At 44.2% G+C, this 20285-nt stretch carries 14 protein-coding genes; 7 read left to right on the top strand and 7 right to left on the bottom strand.

The window, feature by feature from the left end; all coding sequences use genetic code 11:
• Positions 1-22: 22 nt before the first annotated feature.
• The 4 genes from FA047_RS06845 to FA047_RS06830 all read right to left on the bottom strand — a co-directional run bounded on the left by FA047_RS06845 (position 23) and on the right by FA047_RS06830 (position 7312).
• A complete protein-coding gene (locus tag FA047_RS06845) occupies positions 23-817 on the bottom strand; it encodes an FHA domain-containing protein (RefSeq protein ID WP_225872667.1) in 795 nt (264 codons plus the stop codon).
• Positions 814-4815 (bottom strand): FtsW/RodA/SpoVE family cell cycle protein, encoded by a 4002-nt coding sequence (locus tag FA047_RS06840; RefSeq protein WP_225872666.1) that lies wholly within the window; start codon positions 4813-4815, stop codon positions 814-816. Before FA047_RS06840 ends, FA047_RS06845 begins: the two co-directional genes overlap by 4 nt.
• A gap of 9 nt (positions 4816-4824) precedes the next feature.
• Positions 4825-6270, bottom strand: coding sequence for a protein phosphatase 2C domain-containing protein (locus FA047_RS06835; RefSeq protein WP_136835253.1), 1446 nt, complete (start codon positions 6268-6270; stop codon positions 4825-4827).
• Positions 6271-6364: 94 nt separating this feature from the next.
• A complete protein-coding gene (locus FA047_RS06830; RefSeq protein ID WP_136835252.1) occupies positions 6365-7312 on the bottom strand; it encodes a hypothetical protein in 948 nt (315 codons plus the stop codon).
• Between the two features lie 438 nt (positions 7313-7750).
• Between FA047_RS06830 and FA047_RS06825 the strand changes: the two genes are divergently transcribed.
• The 4 genes from FA047_RS06825 to FA047_RS21045 all read left to right on the top strand — a co-directional run bounded on the left by FA047_RS06825 (position 7751) and on the right by FA047_RS21045 (position 13241).
• Positions 7751-9559: an alpha-L-fucosidase gene (locus tag FA047_RS06825; RefSeq protein WP_136835251.1), complete on the top strand. Its 1809-nt coding sequence runs from the start codon at positions 7751-7753 to the stop codon at positions 9557-9559.
• Positions 9559-9903, top strand: coding sequence for a DUF6122 family protein (locus FA047_RS06820; RefSeq protein ID WP_136835250.1), 345 nt, complete (start codon positions 9559-9561; stop codon positions 9901-9903). The genes FA047_RS06825 and FA047_RS06820 overlap by 1 nt, the downstream gene beginning before the upstream one ends.
• A 180-nt stretch (positions 9904-10083) precedes the next feature.
• On the top strand, positions 10084-12771 hold the full coding sequence (locus tag FA047_RS06815) for a glycoside hydrolase family 2 protein (protein WP_136835249.1): 2688 nt from the start codon (positions 10084-10086) through the stop codon (positions 12769-12771).
• Between the two features lie 311 nt (positions 12772-13082).
• The gene (locus tag FA047_RS21045) at positions 13083-13241 is read left to right on the top strand and encodes a hypothetical protein (RefSeq protein ID WP_205943270.1); all 159 of its coding nucleotides are present in this window, start codon (positions 13083-13085) and stop codon (positions 13239-13241) included.
• Between the two features lie 3 nt (positions 13242-13244).
• On the opposite strand, the gene FA047_RS06805 is transcribed toward FA047_RS21045, so the two are convergent.
• The 3 genes from FA047_RS06805 to FA047_RS06795 are packed head-to-tail and all read right to left on the bottom strand — an operon-like array spanning position 13245 to position 16953.
• The gene (locus FA047_RS06805; RefSeq protein ID WP_205943269.1) at positions 13245-14621 is read right to left on the bottom strand and encodes a putative oxidoreductase C-terminal domain-containing protein; all 1377 of its coding nucleotides are present in this window, start codon (positions 14619-14621) and stop codon (positions 13245-13247) included.
• The gene (locus tag FA047_RS06800) at positions 14621-16051 is read right to left on the bottom strand and encodes a Gfo/Idh/MocA family protein (RefSeq protein WP_136835248.1); all 1431 of its coding nucleotides are present in this window, start codon (positions 16049-16051) and stop codon (positions 14621-14623) included. Before FA047_RS06800 ends, FA047_RS06805 begins: the two co-directional genes overlap by 1 nt.
• A gap of 35 nt (positions 16052-16086) precedes the next feature.
• Positions 16087-16953, bottom strand: coding sequence for a ThuA domain-containing protein (locus FA047_RS06795; RefSeq protein ID WP_225872665.1), 867 nt, complete (start codon positions 16951-16953; stop codon positions 16087-16089).
• Between the two features lie 129 nt (positions 16954-17082).
• On the opposite strand from FA047_RS06795, the gene FA047_RS06790 reads away from it, so the two are divergent.
• The 3 genes from FA047_RS06790 to uxuA all read left to right on the top strand — a co-directional run bounded on the left by FA047_RS06790 (position 17083) and on the right by uxuA (position 20117).
• On the top strand, positions 17083-18114 hold the full coding sequence (locus FA047_RS06790) for a LacI family DNA-binding transcriptional regulator (RefSeq protein WP_136835247.1): 1032 nt from the start codon (positions 17083-17085) through the stop codon (positions 18112-18114).
• Between the two features lie 65 nt (positions 18115-18179).
• A complete protein-coding gene (locus FA047_RS06785; RefSeq protein ID WP_136835246.1) occupies positions 18180-18932 on the top strand; it encodes an SDR family NAD(P)-dependent oxidoreductase in 753 nt (250 codons plus the stop codon).
• Between the two features lie 21 nt (positions 18933-18953).
• Positions 18954-20117 carry a mannonate dehydratase gene (gene uxuA, locus FA047_RS06780; RefSeq protein ID WP_225872664.1) on the top strand — a complete coding sequence of 388 codons (1164 nt, stop codon included), beginning with the start codon at positions 18954-18956 and terminating at the stop codon, positions 20115-20117.
• Positions 20118-20285: the final 168 nt, after the last annotated feature.

The raw sequence follows: 20285 nt of genomic DNA, 5'->3' as shown, positions 1-20285 counted from the left end.
CAATTTTCAATGAAATGCAAATTTAGTGTTGATCTTTGGTATAGCTGAACACCAGTACAGCTGATTCTCCCAGGATGATCTGATCACCTTCCTGCAGGGCATGGCCCAGTTCGGTAAAGGTAAGCTTCACCGGGTTATGGTCGCCCACAGACCTGATCTTCACCTTGTTGCGTGGGGGCACACCTCCGTCATCTGCAAAGAGCATAAAAGAACCGGCGTCATTGTTCCACTCTATATGCGCATGTTGCCTGCTGATGTATTTATTACCCTCATTAGTACTTTCACTGGGAAAAGCGATGTTGTTTTCCCTGATGAAACCTTCACCGTCTTTGGCGTGCCGTTCTCTGCCTATATTCACCCTTCCCGACGAGGATGAAAGTGTATATTCCGGCTGTTCAGCTTCCCCGTTCAATACCCTGATGTAAGCAGTCCCTGATTTCTGAACTACCGCATGCTCGGGTGTTTTGATGTAAAGCGCAGCATCCAGCTGAGGTACTTTAATCGCTTCCGGAGGCAACTCATCCGCAAATAAGATCTCCATTTTCCAGTTCTCCGGCAGGTCAATGGCAAAATCATCCGCGATGCGCTGCAGTTCATTTTTAAACCTGCCTTCCTCTTCCATGAAGACTGCTGATTCATACATGTAGCGTTCTACCGGCGGACAAGCGATGAAGAGTTGAAATCCTTTAATGTGTTTTCCTTCACCACCTTCCATTTTCTGCATTTCCTGCTTGATGAAAACAATCAGGGCTTCCCTGATGGCTTTTACATCCTGAGGTTTTTCGGGGGTGTTTTTATTAAATAAATTAAACATCATTCTTCAGTTTTAGTGGCTTTTGCAAGCACAGTTTTAAAATCTTTAATATACCCTAGTTTTAAGAGGGCAGGTACCACATGTTGTCCGGCCAATAAAACCGCCTTACTTGATCCCTTGGTTTTTTCAATACGGATACAAACCACTACGTGCCCCGGCCCACTTTGCTTCGGCACAAAAAAAGTATACCAGCCATCATTTATACGTTCACCCTTCCAGATCCTTTCCGGCGTTCCTGTTTTTCCCGCTACGGTAATCCCCAATGTCCAGGTTTTTCCGGCACTTTGCTTTAGCATGTAATCTGTCATGAGTGCTGCATAATGCGGATCATTTGCCAACTTGATGCCTGGATTTACAGCAGTCGCAGAATCACTGATCTTCAATACATAACGGTTGTTGATGATTGTTCCTTTGTTTGCAATCCCAGAAACCATCCTGGCTACGGAAGCAGGACTGGCAATCAGCTCGCCTTGTCCCCACGACATGCCTGAAATGCCCTTCGCACGTGTACGCCTGATCCTGGCTGGATCATATGCAGGCTTAGTCTTAAACTCCGTCCGCCGCCAGAGCTCCTTCCATTTCTCTTCTTGTTTCTCATTGTTTTGAGGATGGTCATAATAATAGCCGCCAACACCCCTTAAAAACATACCTGTTTTCAAATAGACATCGGCCATTTCCTCTTGCAGGTGCTGCTGGTTGGCCAGTTTAATGAAATAGACGTTATTGGATTTCACTACTGCTTTTTCCAGTGTAATGATACCTGTTTCATCCGGCTCAATGCCCTTTGTCCTGATCCTTTCGTTCATGTATACCGGGTAGGTTTGCTTTGCTGCGGCCAGTCCCAGTTTATTAAAGGAAGCCATCGTCGTCGCCAGTTTCGCTGTTGATCCCGGTTGTGTAGCGTAGGTAAAGCCAAGGTCACTGGTGGTCATCCAGCCCGAAAGTTTATTTTGTTCAGCAGCGGTCATGGTCAGTTGTTCCCAGTCCTTTACCGGCGGAAGCGGATAAACAGCGGAAGTCAATACATCTCCAGTATTGTCTTCCATGATCACCACCGATACCCGGCTTTTCTTCAAGGAGTCATCCTGCATCATCGTATGTTGTATGGTCGACTGTAACCTTGCATCTATCGTCAGTTTTACGTCCCTGTTGCGCTTCTTAAAAGCCTGTACATCACTGCTGTTGATGCCTGAAAGGAGCAAAGGTGCAAGGGCAGAATAATCCCTTTTGCTTACCGTCATTTCTTTCACACCGCGTGGCAGGAAACGGTCTTCCTGGTATTTACTTGCTTTGGTGTTGAATGAAGTCGTTGGTGTGTGGAAACCCCTAAGTTCAGCCGCGTGTTCATATTCCGCAAAGTAACCGTTTGTACTTCCGTTGAATACCCCTGTATTGGCATCTCCAGTCCAGAAAAAAGCCTGCTCTTCAAAAGGATAATACCTGTCTACACGTTTATGTACGGCTGAATCCAGGTTGTAATCTACTCCGGAGGCCCGTAACGTGTTCTTTTGTTTTCTTACAAAATCCGGATTACTGGTCGCCAGGAGGCGGCCTTTCCGGTCGTAAAGTTGTCCGGCCTCCAGCTTATTCATCAATATGGCAATACGTGGGTTATAGCTGAACATCCTCACACCACTGCGGTCGGCCACAAGGGAAGGCTGTACCACCCATTTTTTATTATTGGCAATGTATTTTGATACCGTCACCGTCAACAAAACTACTGCTACACTGGCCGACAACAATGCCGGCACCAGGTTTTTATCCTGCTGTTTGGTGATGAATTCCATTTGCAGTTTGGAGCCCCTCACCAGTGATACGGACATCAGGATGCCTGCGGCCAGCATATTCGCTACGAGCGAAGATCCCCCATAGCTGATAAAAGGTAAAGCTACCCCCGATAATGGCAATGCACCAGTTGAGCCTCCTGCAATGAGCAGGAACTGCACAAACATACTGATCCCTATACCGGCACAGAGGTAAAATAAGAATGGCGTGCCCGATTGCCGGCCTATAACAATCGCGCGGTTCAGGAAGACCAGGAACAGTATAAAAATGCCTACAATACCGGCCCAGCCAAATTCCTCGCCTATCGCAGGGAGGATCATGTCGGTATGCGCCTCAGGGATGGTCTTGGCAAAACCTTCACCCACACCTTGTCCGCTGATGCCGCCGCTAGACATGGCCCAGATGCCATTGGCTACCTGGTCTCCTCCGTAAACTTCATTGTTCCAGGGATCCTGCCAGATCGACTTCCGTTCCGTCAGCCTGTTCACCGGTCCGGGGATCAGCTTGTCCAGGTAGGGAATCTGGTCTATCAGCAAAAATCCTGCGATGATCATGATCACCATAATGGCCGATTCACTGGTCTGTTTTTTATTAAAAAACATGATCAAGGTCACCAGCACAACCGTAATCAAAGAGGCAATCCAGATGTTCAGGAACCATACGGTTAAGGTATAGGTCAGGATGGCGATCAGCATCATCATAAAATCCCCGCGCGAAAACGAAAACAGGATGATGAAAGTAAAACACACCACCATTGCCGGACCCAGATCGCCGAGCATCAGGTACATCAGGATCGCAATGCCCATGGCGATCAATGCAAATGAAAAGAAATACCAGCGTTTCTGCCAGCTTCTGTATTCTGTGATGAAGCGCTCATTGGTAGCAAAGAAGCCTGCCAGAAATAAAATAATACCATATTTAACAATCTCACTCGGCTGTACGCCGAAGAGGTTCACTTTAACACCGCTGCCCTCTGGTCCGCTACCGAAAACAATCGTCAATGCCAGTAAGCCTAGCGCCAGTGCTGCCCATTGCCAGCCATTTGCTTTGGCGTTGACTTGCGGCCTCAGCACAAACATCCGGTAGAAACGTGAATCTACAGTCAGCTTCCGGAAATTGATGAACAGCATGATGGCGATTCCCAAAATCCCCATTCCAAAAAAGACCAGCGAATCGCGGGCGAGGAAACGATCCCTCAATGGATCCTGTAAACTCAGTAAGGTGATGAACGACAATCCCGTCATGAGCATCACCACCGGAAGGATCAGCTGGTCGGCCTGAGGAAATTTAAAGTTCATCAACAGCTGAAGCAGGAAGAAGCCCGCAAAAAAGCTGAGCACAATAATGCCAAACCATTTGTTGTATTCTTCAGGAGTACGTACAATCAGTGATTTTTCCTTTTTAAGAATCTTAAAATCCCGTGCAGAAAATAACCTGATGGTATGTGGACTTTGCTTAAACGTAAAATTGGCATCGCTGCTCAGTTCCTGTACACCCTGCGACCTGCCAAACTGGAATCCCGGTTGTAAGGGCAATACCGAAAAAGCCTTGTCGTCCGGCAGGTTTTGGAAAGCATATGCTCCGTCTGTTCCTGTTCGCACATAGGCTGTTAAATTTCTTTTTTTGATCCGGCTGTCGCCTTCCATATAAGCATCTTCATCTTCCGCATAAGCACTGTCTTGGGGCAGGATCATCTGCAGTTTCACCAGTACGCCCGACACCGGTTGCTCCTTGCTGTTGATGATCTTTCCGCTGATGCTATGGCTGCCCATTTTCAGGTCGGTCGCAGCATCCAGTGCAGGAGGGTTCTTCCTTTCCTGTTTGAACCTCAGGGAATCATCCCCGGTATAACCCAGTAAAGCCCGGGAATCACTTACGCGCTTTTTAAAATTCTGGCCACCATTGCTGAAGGCATAATCTGCCTCAACAAAAAAACGGCGCTTATTCAGCTCCCCAATATTATCGATTGAAGTAAAGGATTTAGCGCCCTCTGTCACTGCTTTTTCAATGAGTGCAATGTCTTTTTTATCCTCAAAATAATAACCTTTGATCAGCAATGTCTTAATAAGACTGCCCGGGTTCTTCTCATTCAGGTTCACCATCGTGCCGTTTTCCAGTCTCGTCTCTACATCCGAAAAACCCTTCTGCAGCTGATCGAAGAGGGTGTAGAATAAAGCACCCAGCACAACAGTAATCAGTAAAATAAAAAAGCGCATTTTAGTCATCTATGGTTTGGCTAGGGAATCTGTTTTAAAAGTACTTCGGGTAATTTGACCGTTTACAAACTTTCCTTCCGCAAACTGGTAGGCCGCGGTAATTCCGCTCTGACAATTGACAAACCTGATATTTTTTAGCACCAGGGCATTGTTCTGAGATGAAATGGCAGTATTGAAATGGTCGAAAGTCAGGTTTTCCAGGTAAATGTATTTACCCGCAGGCTTTACCACAATGGCGCTTCCCTTAAAGGCTGAATCACTTTGGATCGCGATATTACCCTTGGCCTTGATGAATAATGTGTCCCTGTTGATTAGTAAAGCTTCAGTCAGGATGATCGGCGATTTGAATAAGGAATCACTCAGAATAAGTACATTGCCTTTCACATTATTGATGGTGTCCTGTAGTTTTACTTCCTGTGGATTGCGTATATTCTTAGTGGCAGTAAGCCTGTGTTGTTTGACGTTGTTCAATTGCTGACTGGTTTGCCAAAGGAGGTATACCGATAACAGCAGGAACACCAGGCACAATACGGAAAGCAGGGTAATGATGCCCTTATTACTTTTTTGTTCCTGTTTGATATCCTGAGCTTGCTGTGCAACAGCAGAAACAGGAACTGCCTCCACAACTTCGCGCAGCACCGGTTTATTTGGCTGCGGTTTCCTTTCAGGTTTGGCAATGGGCTTTGTGGCCTCATGAACCAGCGACTCGTTGTCGTTTTTCACCAGCACTACCGTGATGTTGTCCAGTCCGCCATTTTTATTGGCAGTAACGATCAGTTCCTCTGCCTTCGTTTTTAACTCAGTATTCCTGACCAGGATTTGAGTAATTTCCTGACGGTTTACCATGTCAGACAACCCGTCACTGCAAAGCAGTAGCAAGTCGCCTGGCAGAAAAGGGGATTGTCCCATTTCAATATAATCTTCCTGCACTGCTATTCCTGAGCCAAAGCCCAGTGCTTTATTGATCTCATTACGCTTGGGATGCTTCATGGCCTGTTCTTCAGTAAGTCGGCCACTATCCTCCATAAAACCGACAAAACTCTGGTCTTTGGAGATCTTCACGAGTGAATTGTCCCTGAGCAGGTACAAGCGGGTATCGCCCACATGGGCATAATGGAATTGATTTCTTTTCAGGTCTACCACAGCAAGGGTAAGTACGCAAGCCATACTTTCATGCTCTTTTACCTTTTGCTTTTCCGCCATGATCTGCGCGTCGGCCGCAACAATAGCCTCCCTCATCAGCGTTGTCAGATCCCCGGAAGGAGTTTTCAGACGCTTAAGTATGCATTGCCTTGCGATGGCAGAAGCGATTTCACCACCGGCATATCCACCTACGCCATCTATGACGCAGGAGATGATGTAATCTATACCGATGGTCCGTTCAGCAATGAAAGTATCCTCATTGTTGTCCCTTACCTTGCCGGTATCGGTCAATCCAAAATAATTTTTCTCCATTCTATTTAGGCGAGTTTTTAATGTCTCTAAAATGTGCGATCAGCAGGAACACACATATGATCAATAACGCAATTGCGAGTACATGCGACATAAATCAGGATTTAAATATGTTAACACCGATAATCCCGTTCAGTATGATCCTGGAATTCAGCGGCACTTCAGTCCATTTCGGACCTGCAATGTCACTTCTCTCAATGAGGTTTTCATTCACAATGGTCTTTTCTCCAAAGGATGCCAGGAAGAACTTGTCTTCAGCATCGTTGTACCTGATCTTAAGGTGAGGCGTATTCACCCATTCAGAAGGGATTTTAAAAATACCGTTCCCCTCCCTGGTTTCCTCATTTCCAGACACGGTAATGTCGGCTACTTTCATCAGAAACTCGAGCTTCTGTCCGGCATAGGCCCTGTCGGGTATGGTGGTTTCAAACCTTGCGATCAGCGCATTTTCAGCAGATTTAGTCTTCTGCTCATATTTCAGGTTATCCACATAAGGTATTTCATAATAACCTTCACTGTAAAAAATAAAATCCTTCAGCACATCATTGTTGATGTCGAAGGTCTGTGCCATTCCCGTTTGTCTGGGAATGAAGGTTACACGCAGATTTTCCTCTTTCTGGTTACTGTCTGGCAGCAGCTTACCAATGAAACCAATATCTCCCGGTTTATAATCAGGATGAGAAACAAACCTGAACACCCATTTATTGCTCGATGGTTCTGCTTTTTTTCCCTGCGCTACTTTTTGGTTCAGGATCTCATAAAAGCTCTTTACTGATTCCTGGGCTATTAGTCCAAGTATCCCTTTCTTATTATCCATAAACTCACGGTAGTCATCCACATTGAGGCAGATGATGTATTCATGATAAAATACAATGCGCTCGGCAAAGGACAGTTCGGACATAGACTGTTCGAACTTTTCAATGATGTATTTGTAAACAACATTAGGTGTAAGGTGCTTTAAACTGGCTGATGCGGCAGTTCCATTATTGGATAAGAACCAATCCTGAACGCCTATTCGTTGCCAAAAAGAAGGTTTTGTAGTCATTTATACTTATTGTGTTGTTATGATAACTGAATATAGTAATAAAGGTGTGTAATTGTTAACAAAAGATTTTAATTGATGGTTTGCATACTTTGCTTTATAGCAAATATTCTGCCATATAGCGGTCATAAACATCATCAGTAATTTATTTAGTGCGTAATTGATATCAGTTTAGGGTCCGGTTATATTGTGTTTATATCTGACGCTGATTTCAAGCAGATTTGGTACGGATGCTAAACGGGTTTGCTACGGGTTTTAGCCGTACCAAACCCGCTTGAAACCCGTACCAAATCCGCTCCAAACCCGTAGCAAACATAAACAGAGTTCGAGTCAGGATAGAGCTGACTACATACTGATACAAACTGGAGCAACAAGGGTACTCCGGTTCAGAGATTAATTTATTATATTCAGCCTGTAAAAATTTAGGTTAGAACTTTAACAATGAAAAAACACACTTTATTATTTATTCTGATACTGAGCGTGGTGGCTCGCAGTTTTGCTCAGGAACCACAGCCTTATGAAGGAGTGCCCGGGTGGGCAGAAACAAAAGACCAGCGATTGAAATGGTTTAGAGAAGCACGTTTTGGCCTTTTTATCCATTGGGGACTATACAGTGCCGCAGGGGGCTCCTGGAATGGTAAAGTCTATCCTCAGCATTATGCAGAATGGATTCAAACCTGGGCCAGCGTGCCAAGTAAAGAATACAGTGAAACCCTAAAACCAAAGTTTACCGCCGCCAAATTTAAACCCGAAGAATGGGCTTCTCTTGCAAAAGAAGCGGGTATGAAATATATGGTCATTACCTCCAGACACCATGAAGGGTTTACCATTTTTAACAGTAAAACTCCATATTCTCTTAACAATACCTTAACAGGCGGGACGAATGTTTCTCCTAAAGGAAGGGACTTATATGGAGAGACTGTAGCTGCCTTTAAGAAGGCCGGCCTCAAAACCGGGGCTTATTATTCCCTGATCGATTGGCAGCACCCTGATTCTTACACTGCCTTTAAAATTAATCCGCGTGCAGCAGGAAGCAAGCCGAGCTATGAGGCTTTTAAAAATTACCTGTATGACCAGGTTAAGGAACTGGCTAATAACTATGGTAAAATGGATGTGCTCTGGCTGGATTATAGTTCAAAGAACCTGCAGGGTGAAAGCTGGGGGACCAAAAGAATCCTGACTGACCTGGTCAAATGGCAGCCGGGAATCATAGTGAATAACCGTTTTTGGGATGGCCTGGAAAACAAGAACGGAGATATCGGTACACCTGAAAAATATGTTCCGCCTGCGGGTTTACCTGGCATGGACTGGGAAGTTAACCATACGATGAACGAAAGTTACGGCTATAGTGATCATGATCAGAACTGGAAATCCTATGACAAGATGATGAACGTTTTCCTGGAAACAGTAAGCAAAGGCGGAAACCTTTTGTTAAATATTGGTCCGGATGGCGAAGGACAGATCCCTGCACCAGCCGTGAAAATCATGAAGGAAATGGGTGCCTGGATGAAGGTGAACAGTGAAGCCATTTATGGAACTACTGCCAGTCCTTTTCAATCGACAGACTGGGGTTACTGTACACAAAAGCCAGGTAAATTATATCTTGAGATTTTCAATACACCAGCAAACGGAACTTTGGAGGTGCCTTTATCGAGCGCCATTAACAAAGCTTATATTTTAGGAGCTAAGGGTAAATTGCTGACTGTTAAAACTACGGCCAATGGCAAGACCATCCAATTACCTAGTGATTTCTCAGGACCTAAGCCAATGGTTGTGGTCGCCGAGATCAAAGGTGCTCCCGCTGTATTTGCCGATAAGGTGAATTCACTTAAAGATGGTAGCATTGTACTAACAGCCAATAATGCGAAACTGAACGGAACGGGTGGTATTAAACTGAAAGGCGCATCTACGCACGACCCGAACAGGCCAAATACAATTGCTTTCTGGACCGCTAAAAGTGATTATGCTTTTTGGGATTTAAAGATCCAGAAACCGGGTAAATATAAGGTGTTGGTTAACTATGCTTCAGCAACCAATGCTGCGGGAACATTTAGCCTTAACCTGGAAAACAATATATTGAACTGCGTTATTGAAGCCGGAAATGAAGGTTTCAAAGAAATAGAAGCAGGTGTCTTCGAAATTTCCCAACAAGCTTTAGGGACAGCCTCATTGAGGTTAGAATTGAAGGCAAGTCAGGTTACAGGCAAGTCCATGCCAGAGATCAGCCGGATTACATTGAAACCCATTTAATGTTATCTGCCATTGAGCTTGTGAATTTCTCAAGACCCCTGGTGCATTACAGTTTACACTTATTGGCACCAGGGGTTATTGCATTCCTGTTTTTTAGAGATCAATGGAAGCGGGCATGGCTCATTATGCTTGCAACCATGCTGGTAGATGCAGACCACTTATTGGCTACACCCATATTCGATTCCACAAGATGCAGCATAGGTTATCATCCGCTGCATTCTTATTATGCCATTGCTGTTTATTTTATGCTGCTGTTTTTTCCTAAGACAAGGATCATTGCTCTGGGATTGCTGTTTCATATGTTTACAGATTGGCAGGATTGCCAGTGGCATATATTCCTATAAAAGTTTACGAATAGTTAAGCTATTGCCTTTCAAGATTATTGTCCATTTGATACATTAAAATGTCCATTGTATAAAAACTGGTTTATGGGTTATTTAGATTCTCGAATCAAATGAACCAATAAACCAATATGGATGCTAAATTTGAAGCACAAGCTTTAGCACCTCATACAATTTTAACACATGGCCCGTATCCTCTTTTTCTTTCTCGTTTTCAATGTTGCTTTTATCAGTTCCTCAAATGCCCAGGATCGCATTTCATTAGCAGGTACATGGACTTATTCACTGGATACCAATGCCCGGACTTTCAATAAAACCATTCAGTTACCCGGAACATTGGATGATGCAGCTATAGGCGAGGCGCCCAAGGTGTCTCCGGAGCAAATGAGCAAAGAAATTATGATCGGATTGTGGAGAAAAAATCGTTACGTGGGGGTTGCATCCTACAAAAGAGAAATCACCATCCCGGCCGGATTCAGTAATAAAAACCTTGAACTTTACTTAGAAAGGGTGATCTGGAAAACTTCGGTATGGGTAGATGACCGCAAAGTTGGGGATGCGGTAAGCCTTAGTGCGCCGCAGACCTTTCGATTGCCTCAACTGGCACCAGGTAAACATACGATTACACTGCGTATCGACAACAGGCAGCAATTTCAAATCGGAGATGCCACGCACGCTTATACCGACGGCACGCAAATCATCTGGAATGGGGTGATCGGAAAGATGCAGCTCGTTGCACGTCAGGCTACTATCGAACAGGTAAGTATTACTCCCGATGTAGACAATTCAAAAGCAGGTTTTAACATCAGTGTAAAGCTTCCTGCTAATGATCAAAAAGGATACCGCCTGCAGACCAGCATCAGTTTTAAAGGAAAGACTATTGCTCAAAAGTCAGTTCAGCTTTCCAATAGCGTTGCAACCCTAGACTTCCCTATTGCAAATCCTGTGCTTTGTGATGAGTTTAATCCGGCTTTATATACTTCAACGACAAGATTAACTAAAAATGGAAAAGTAGTTGATGAATACAAATCGCAGTTTGGCATGCGAAAAGTAACCAATCAAAATAGCCAGCTGCAATTGAATGGAAAGCGTATTTTTCTGAGAGGCACGCTGGAATGTAATATTTTCCCGCTTACCGGTCACCCACCAATGGATAAAGCAGGATGGCTTAAAGTGATGACCACCGCTAAGCAGTACGGACTTAACCACCTTCGTTTTCATAGCTGGTGCCCTCCGGAGGCTGCCTTTGCAGTAGCAGATTCAATGGGCATGTATTTGCAGGTGGAACTGCCGCTTTGGACTACAATAGGTAAAGATAAAGCACAACATGATTTTCTGAACAGCGAGGCAGACCTGATCCTGAAGAACTATGGCAACCATCCGTCTTTCTGCTTTTTCAGTATGGGAAATGAACTGGAAGGGAACTTCGTGTGGCTAAATGAGCTCGTAAAAAAACTAAAATCCGGAGACAAAAGAAGGCTATATGCCACCACGTCCTTTTCGTTTGGTCAGAAAAGCTGGCCACAACCACAGGATGATTTCTACATCACGCAGTGGACGGTAAAAGGTTGGGTACGCGGTCAGGGTATTTTTAATGATAAAGCCCCGGCGTTTAATACAGATTATACCAAGTCAATCGATAGTCTGCCTGTGCCTATCGTTACCCACGAAATAGGACAATATTCCGTCTATCCTAACATAGATGAGATCAAAAAGTATACAGGCGTTTTGACTCCTTTAAATTTTATGGCGGTAAGAAATGACCTCTCAAAAAAAGGACTGCTACCCCTGGCCAAATCTTATCTTCTGGCCAGTGGTAAGCTCTCTGCCAACCTGTATAAAGAGGAAATTGAACGGGCATTGAAAACTCCGGGCTTCAGTGGCTTCCAGTTACTCGACCTTCATGATTTCCCGGGACAGAGTACAGCACTCGTTGGTTTACTTGATGCATTCTGGGAAAGTAAAGGCATCATCAGTGCTAAAGAATTCTCCAGCTTTTGCGGACCTGTAGTTCCCTTGCTGAGGTTTAAAAAAGCGGATTATACCAATGATGAAAGATTTACTGCCACAGCAGAGATCGCAAACTTTCTGAACAAAGCGATTCAGCCATCTACCGTCCTATGGGAAGTAACTGATGCCGGAAAGAAGGTAGTTGCCAAAGGTGAATGGCGTACCAAAGAAATTCCGGTAGGAAATGAAAATGTAGTTGGACAAATAGACCTTGATTTATCTGGCATAGTAAAGGCCGAGGCTTTAACAGTAAGTGTCAGCATAAAAAACACGGACTATAAAAATCAATGGAACTTTTGGGTATATCCTGCAAAGCAGCCATCTAACATCCAGAACGTATCATTTACTACTTCTATAAAAGAAGCGATCGACAAGCTGCAGCAAGGGGAGACGGTATTGCTGAACCCTGATACATCGGCTATCAAGGGCGTAGCAGGCCGCTTTGCACCAGTGTTTTGGAGTCCGGTACATTTCCCGAGCCAGCCAGGTAGTATGGGACTGCTCATCAATGATAAAAGTGCTGCTTTTGCGAATTTCCCTACGGAAAACTATACGAATTGGCAATGGTGGGATTTGGTGACACACTCAAAATCCCTGATGCTGGACAGTATTTCCAAGGGAATAAATCCACTGGTAAGGGTGATAGACAATTTCTTTAAGAACAGAAAGATGGGGACTGTGATTGAAGCAAAACTAGGTAAAGGAAAGCTGATCATTTGTTCGATGGATATCCATACCGACTTGGAGAAGCGGACCACCGCGAGACAATTGCGTTATAGCCTGATGAAATATGCTTCGGAGAAGTCATTTGAGCCAGAGCTGCAGTTGACGGAAGAAGAATTGAAAGGGTTGTTTAAGTAACCGAAATGGAGTGTTTTACTCCTTCCGTCATCTCGACGATAGGAGAGATCTCTTGCCCGAGTTACGCATAGTTCGAAAGATCTCTCACATTCGTTCGAGATGACGGCCGCTATAAGCAAAGCGGCCTTTCTAATCCGGCATCCTGACCTGTAGCGCAGCGGAAAGCTACGCAGTAAAATAACATGTGTAGCATTCTTGAAGACTAAAATCAATGAATACTTAAAGGACAAAAGAAGTACTTCCACTCCGGCATAAAGATTTATAACAACCAGTTTGAGACCTTTGATCAGCCCATCCTATATGCAAAATCTGTGAACGGGCTGGTATTCAAAGTCAATACGATTAAAACAAACACTGAATACCCGGCATTTCACTGGAACAAGAAACGTACCCTTTTTGAACGCGTAACAGGAGCAGAATTTAGTGGCAATCAGGTGAACGAAAAAGTAGTAGATTTACAGGAGAAGTAACCGTTACTTCTCCTTAGATTTCCTTGCAAGCTCCAAAGCTGCGGTGGTCAGGTAATATTTGGCAATCATATTTGGTACTTCCCATGAAGGCATGTTTTTGTTTTTCAGGTAGTCCAGGAACTTTTCTGTAACCCTTGCAAAGTGCATTTCATGACCCTCTTTATACTTGTCAGGAATTACGATCTGCCATCCTTTGTGTGTCTTCTTTATATCGATGCCAGGGAATTTAACCTGCAGTTTCTTTAAACCGGCGGACAGTGCTGCTTCAAAAGCAGTATCTCCTGATTTGACCGGCTCGATGTATAATTCAGGCTTAAATTGCTGTTCCGCTCCCTGTCTGATGATCAGGTTGGCCCTTGTTCCGCGCATAATAGAATAATGCGTGTCACCGGTACCTTCCGGGGCTTTATAATTCCATTTCACCGAAACTTTAGCATGAATACCCTTTAATTTATAGTTGATTTCTCCGTTTGAAAACACTTTAAGCAGGCTGTCATGTACTACATCCTTCTTCAGGTAAGCGGGAAAGCCATTGGATTGGGTCACTGTATTAAACTCGCTTAAGGTCAGCTCGGTAGCCGATCTTGTTGCAGACAACAGCTCAATGTCTTTTTTATAATCAATGATTTGTCCGGGAAAACATTCCCATTGAACCAGGTCTACCAGATGCGTAGTGACATCTACAATACCCTCACCTTCCTGTGCTACATCCATAAACCATGCCGGTCTTACCAGGGCTTTCCCTGACACATATTTATAAAAATGATGCACGCTTTCTTTGGTCACAGCGGGATTATCCGGACTGCCTTTTTCGAGCTGGCCGAACACCTCGGGCAGCATAGAGAATTCCTTTTGCAGCATGGTGCTGATCTCATAACGTTCGGTCATGATATCATACAATAACAAGTCCTTGTCTGCGGCAGTTTTAAACGCAGCCTGCAGCACATCAAAACTCGCCTTGTCAATTGCCATAGGCTTATCGGCGAGTACATTTAACCCGGCCTCAATAGTTCTCCCGATATATTCCGTTTTTTTCTGATTGTTGCCGGCCAGAACAACTACATTTCCTTTCTTTTCAGAAAGCATCTTTTCAAAATAATCATTTCCCAGATAAAGCTCTTCCTTCCATTGGGTCGGTTGATCTGTGCGCTGATTATACGTGCCAATTTTTGCCAGATGTAATTGTACATCATTGCCTTCCGGCGCATACACTTGAACTGTCGAATCTACACCAGGATACATCGATTTTTGTACCAGGGCAGCATGAAAGTGCCCCGGGTCCAGTGTGATAAATCTAACAGTATCTATATTTTTATTTTCAGGCTGGCCACAGCCAAACAGTGCCGTTAAAGTAATTGCCATTAGCTTATTCTTCATCATCAGCCCTTCTTATTAACAATGTAATTCGTGCCATAAGGATAACGCTGAGGTCTCGATAATAATTTATTGGCCTCAATATCGTTTTTAAATACTTCTTTCTTAGGATCCCAATACAATTTCTTTGGAGATTTCATGGCAGCATGAGCCACGAGGCAGGCACTGCAGGAGCGGTGTGCTACTTCTACCGGGCTAATGGTCGGTTTTCCGCTTTGTATGCAATCCAGCCAGTTTGCGTGTTGTTCCGGACTTTCATACAAATGGACCTCATTAGGTTCTATCTTAGAAGTGAGTAGGCCAGGGTCGCTCGCATAAAAAGCCTTACTTGGTGGTCCACCAGCACCAGGGTCAGTCTTGGTCACCCCAACACTGCCGCGGGTTACAAAGATCCAGCCGTCAGTCCCTTCAAATTTTATCCCGTTGGGGTTTTTGCTGTTTATGAACATGTCCACTCCGTTTGCATATTTTGCATGAACCTCATAACTGCCATGTACATTCCATAAGCCATTTTTAGGGAATTCCGCTTTAGCCTCAATCTCTATCGGCCCGGTATATTCTGTATTCATTCCCCAATGCGCAATATCGATGTGATGCACACCCCAGCCGGTAATCATGCCTGCGCCAAACTGTTCACACCTCAGCCATCCGCCGCGCGACTCCACATCCGCTGAGTGAACCCTGTCCTGAGTATAATAGATATAAGGAGTAGAGCCCAGCCACATGTCATAATTGAAATTAGCCGGGATCGGCATTTCCGTTGCGATACCACCAGCCGGATCAGAAGGAAGACCGATCTGTACGCTTTTCAGTTTCCCGATTCTGCCGTTCCTAACCAGTTCACAAGCCCTTTTAAACTGTGGCCATGGATTTACTGAGCGTTGCTGACTGCCCAGCTGAAAAATAACCCCTGATTTTTTGACCATATCGCTCATCGTCCTGCCTTCCTCTATTGTCAAAGAAGTGGGTTTCTGAAGATAAATGTGTTTCCCGGCCAGGGCAGCCTCTATAGCAGGCTGGGCGTGCCAGTGATCGGGGGTACTGATCATCACCGCATCAATATCTTTATTGGCCAGCAGTTCCTGGTAGTTGTCATAAGTTTTAATGTCGATGTAATTGGAGTTGCCGGTCTTTTTGGTATACCAGCCTTCCACCAGCTTTTTACCGCCCTGCAACCTGTTGCTATCCAAATCTGCGATTGCCACAATGCGTGCGCTTTCGTGTTTAAAAGTTTCTATCAGATCATGCGTTACAGCAATCCTGCCACAACCGATCTGTCCTATATTGATTTTATTACTAGGTGCATTTTTACCAAATACAGAAGCGGGAACTATAGTCGGGAAGCCACTTACTGCAACAGACGTAAGCACAGCTCCTTTAACGGCAGTTTTCACAAAATCCCTTCTGCTATAAGGAAGTTTTTCATTTTCATTCATAACGATCAGTATATATTATAATTGGTTAGGGTTGATTAATAGCGCAGAGGGGTGTCTCTGGAATCCGCATATGCTTTACTGTAATCTAGTTTTTTGTATTGCCCTACAACGAAATTGATGCCCTGAAGCACATGTTTCACAAAGACAGGATCTTCATAGTTCTCTTTGTCATGGCCCAGCGCGGTAATCCAGACATTGCCGCCATCAAATTTCTGATACCATACTGCAGGGTATAGCGTTGAGAAAGGAGCGGAGAATTTATTGATCATGTTTGCTGTTGCTGGTACTGAGGAATCCAGCGAAGTCACGTCATGTGCCATCACCACTTTAATTCCAGGGTATAACTCTTTAGCAAAATAACACTCATCCTTTCTTTCCCAAACCATAGGTAGTCCTTTTACAGATGGGTGGGAGGGATCTATCACTTTAACAGAAAATTTCTGATTTACCGCATGCCAGGAAAAAGTACCGCCCAGCATTTGTTTAAACCAGGTCCAGTTTCTTTCCGTACCGGTGACCGAATGCAGGCCGACAAGTCCGCCTCCAGCTTCAATGTATCTTCTGAACGCCAGTCTCTGCGCATCCGTATCGAAAACATCATTGTTGGTGCTTGGGAATATCAAACAGGTATACTGTTGTAAATTGGCTTCAGTAAAAACAGCAGGATCATCAGAAACTACCGTTTCAAACCCATTCTCTTTTCCTAGTTTTTCAATACACTTTACAGCATAAGGAATATTGTCATGTACGAAGCCTTTTCCGTTTTTGGTATAGACCAATACTTTAACCTTTTTTAAAGCCGGAAGATTTTCAACAGCCCGGGCAGGGTGGATAAATAGTATCCCCACTACAAAAAGTAAGATAAAAGCTTTTAATTTAAGTGTTAAGATTTGCATTTTCATTTGGTTGTTTTAGTATTTCTATGGTTAAAGCTATAAATAATATTTAAGAATGCAACCGATAGCATAAATAATAAATCGTAGTATTGTATTTAGGTATAAATGATTTAAAGGATCAGATCTCAAATATTGATGTATTCAGAAAAAGAAGTAACCATTTATGACATTGCCAAAAGGCTTGATCTTTCTGCTACTACAGTTAGCCGGGGGTTAAAAGATAACCCTGCCATCAGCAAGAAGACTAAGAAAAGGATCACAGATGTCGCTGTTGAAATGGGCTATCGTTTCAATACTTTTGCCAGCAACCTCAGGAGCAAACGCACCAATACCATAGGTGTGATCATTCCGAGAATGAACAGCAGTTTTATGTCTGATGTGCTTGCGGGAATGGAAAAAGTAGCCAATGAAGCAAATTACAACCTGATTATCAGTCAGTCGCTGGAGTCGGCCGATAAAGAAGCTGTAAACATAAAAACCATGTTCAATAACCGCGTTGACGGTTTAATGGTGTCTGTGGCATACAATACAAACGGAGTATCCCAATTTGAAATGCTATTGCAAAAAGGAGTTCCTGTGTTGTTTTTCGACCGTACCTTAGACCATCCCATGTGTCCGGGGATTATCATCGACAATCAGAAATCGGGCTATCTGGCCACGAGGCATTTGCTGGACCAGGGATGTAAAAACATCATCCACATTACAGGAAACCAGGAAAGAAATGTTTATTCAGAACGTCAGAAGGGATATGAGTCAGCACTCGCCGAAGCAGGTATTGAATTGAATAAGGACCAGACGTTCGTAACCATGTTAGATGAACAGGCAGGGATAGACTGTGCTGAGCAGATTCTGAAAATGAGCCCTTTACCCGACGGCGTGTTTGTAGACAATGACAACTGTGCGGCAAATTGTATGATGAAACTCATGGATTCAGGAATAAAAATTCCTGAGGATATTGCTTTTATCGGATTCAATAACGACCCTATTTCAAAGATAATCAGGCCTGCTCTATCTACCATCAGCTATCCGGGTGTAGAAATGGGGCAAATAGCCGCCCGTAAATTGATCTCACATTTAAATGGACAGCAGAACATAAACTCTACAAATTCAATAGTACTCCGGTCCGAACTCATTGTAAGGGACTCATCTTTATGCAACCGATTGTAATTTTATAATATTTATAGCTACATTCGGTTGTTATAATAACGATAAACCTTCAACCGAATGCCTTAATGAAAGCTGTTAAAGAAAGAAAGATTGCAATAGTAACCGGTGGCGGCTCAGGCCTTGGATTTGCGATCGCCCAATGTTTTGTAAAAAACGACATTTTTACCATACTTATAGGTAGAAATGAACAAAAACTGAAGACCGCATGTGAACAGCTGGGTGAACTAGCCACCTACGTTGCTTTTGATGTCCGCCTCCTGGACAAGATCCCTGAGCTGATCCACGACATCAGTGCCCGTTACGGCAAAATAGACATCCTGGTAAATAATGCGGGGATTAACTCCAAAAAACCATTCATAGAAGTAACGGATGAAGATTTTAATGAGATCATCCTCACAAATCTTGTATCTGTATTTTCCCTCACACGAGAAGTTTCCAAAATCATGCTTGCCGAAAAATCCGGCAGTATCATCAACATCAGTTCGATGGCCTCACAATATGGCATTCCGAAGGTGATCGCTTATACAGCGGCTAAATCGGGCATTGAAGGGATGACGAGGGCGCTGGCTGTGGAACTCTCTCCGTCTGGCATCCGTGTGAATTGCATTGCACCTGGGTTTATCGCGACAGACATGTCGGCTAAAGCGCTGGACAACGATCCGGAAAGAAAAAACAAGGTATTGTCCCGGACTCCGATGGGTGCATTGGGCATGCCCTCTGATATCGGAGCGGCAGCTTATTTCCTGGCCTCAGATCAGTCGAAATACATTACTGGAATCGTGATGCCGGTCGATGGCGGTAATTCAATCGGCTTTTAACAATTGAGCGTTATGCAAAAAATGGAACAAACAATGCGGTGGTTCGGCCCCAGTGACCCGGTTAGCCTTCAGGATATCCGCCAAAGCGGAGCGTCCGGTGTTGTTACTGCCCTGCACCACATTCCCGTTGGTGCAGTTTGGCCACTTGCTGAAATAAAAAAGCGCAAGGCTGAAATTGAAAGTGTGGGCTTAACCTGGACGGTGATAGAAAGCCTACCTGTACATGAAGACATCAAGAAAAGGACTGGCGACTACGAACTGTATATTGAAAACTATAAGCTCAGCATGCGCAATGTAGCCAAATGCGGCCTGAAGGTTATCACCTATAATTTCATGCCCATATTGGATTGGATGCGTACCAATGTTTCCTATGAGCTTGAAGACGGCAGTAAAGCACTGTATTTTGAAAAAGCTGCTTTCATTGCATTTGATGTTTTTTTGCTGAAACGTCCGGATGCAGAAAGAGACTACGATCAGAAAGATCTGCTCAAAGCAGGGAAATACTTTATCGGACTAAGTCAGGTTGAAAAAGACACCCTCTACGGAAATGCATTGCTGAGTCTGCCGGGAACGGGGGAGCCGTTCAGGGCCGAAGATATTTTGAAGGCTTTAAAGACCTATGCGCATATAGATACAAATAAACTGAAAGCTCACCTCTATGCTTTTTTGGAGGCCATAATTCCTGTAGCAGAACAAGAAGGCCTTCAGATGGCAATCCATCCAGACGATCCTCCATTCTCTATATTGTCGTTACCAAGGATCATGTGTACCGAGGCCGATGTAAGAGAAATGCTGGATGCTGTTCCTTCGCCGAACAATGGGCTCTGCTTCTGTACGGGCTCATTTGGCGCACGTGCAGACAATGACCTTAAGGGGATGATCGGCAGGTTGGGTGCGCATATTTTCTTTCTCCACCTGCGCAGCACCCAGCGCAATGATGAAGGCGATTTCTATGAAGCCAACCATCTGGAAGGCGATGCCGATATGTTCGGCGTGGTGAAGGAAATCGCAAAGCTTCAGCAGCGGTTAAATGTATCTATACCAATGCGTCCCGATCACGGTCACCAGATGCTGGATGATCTGCATAAAAAGACATATCCGGGTTATTCTGCTATTGGAAGACTAAAAGGACTGGCTGAGTTGAGAGGACTGGAGCACGCAATTTTAAAGTTTATCTCCGCGTAACAGTTTCCAGAGATGATCAGTTGACGGTGATTTGAGATGACTCCGTTTTTTGTTAGATTAGTGACATGAACACAAGAACGAGGTATAAATTTAAACTGCTGTTTATCCTGATTTTTGCCTGGCTTACTGTGGGATTGCTGGGGTGATTATTTTGCGACATAGGTTATT

It is taken from the genome of Pedobacter frigoris (genome assembly GCF_005116445.1).
Classification (GTDB): Bacteria; Bacteroidota; Bacteroidia; order Sphingobacteriales; family Sphingobacteriaceae; genus Pedobacter; species Pedobacter frigoris.
The sequence above is the reverse complement of the archived record's forward strand: the minus strand, read 5'-3'. Positions and strand labels throughout refer to the sequence as shown.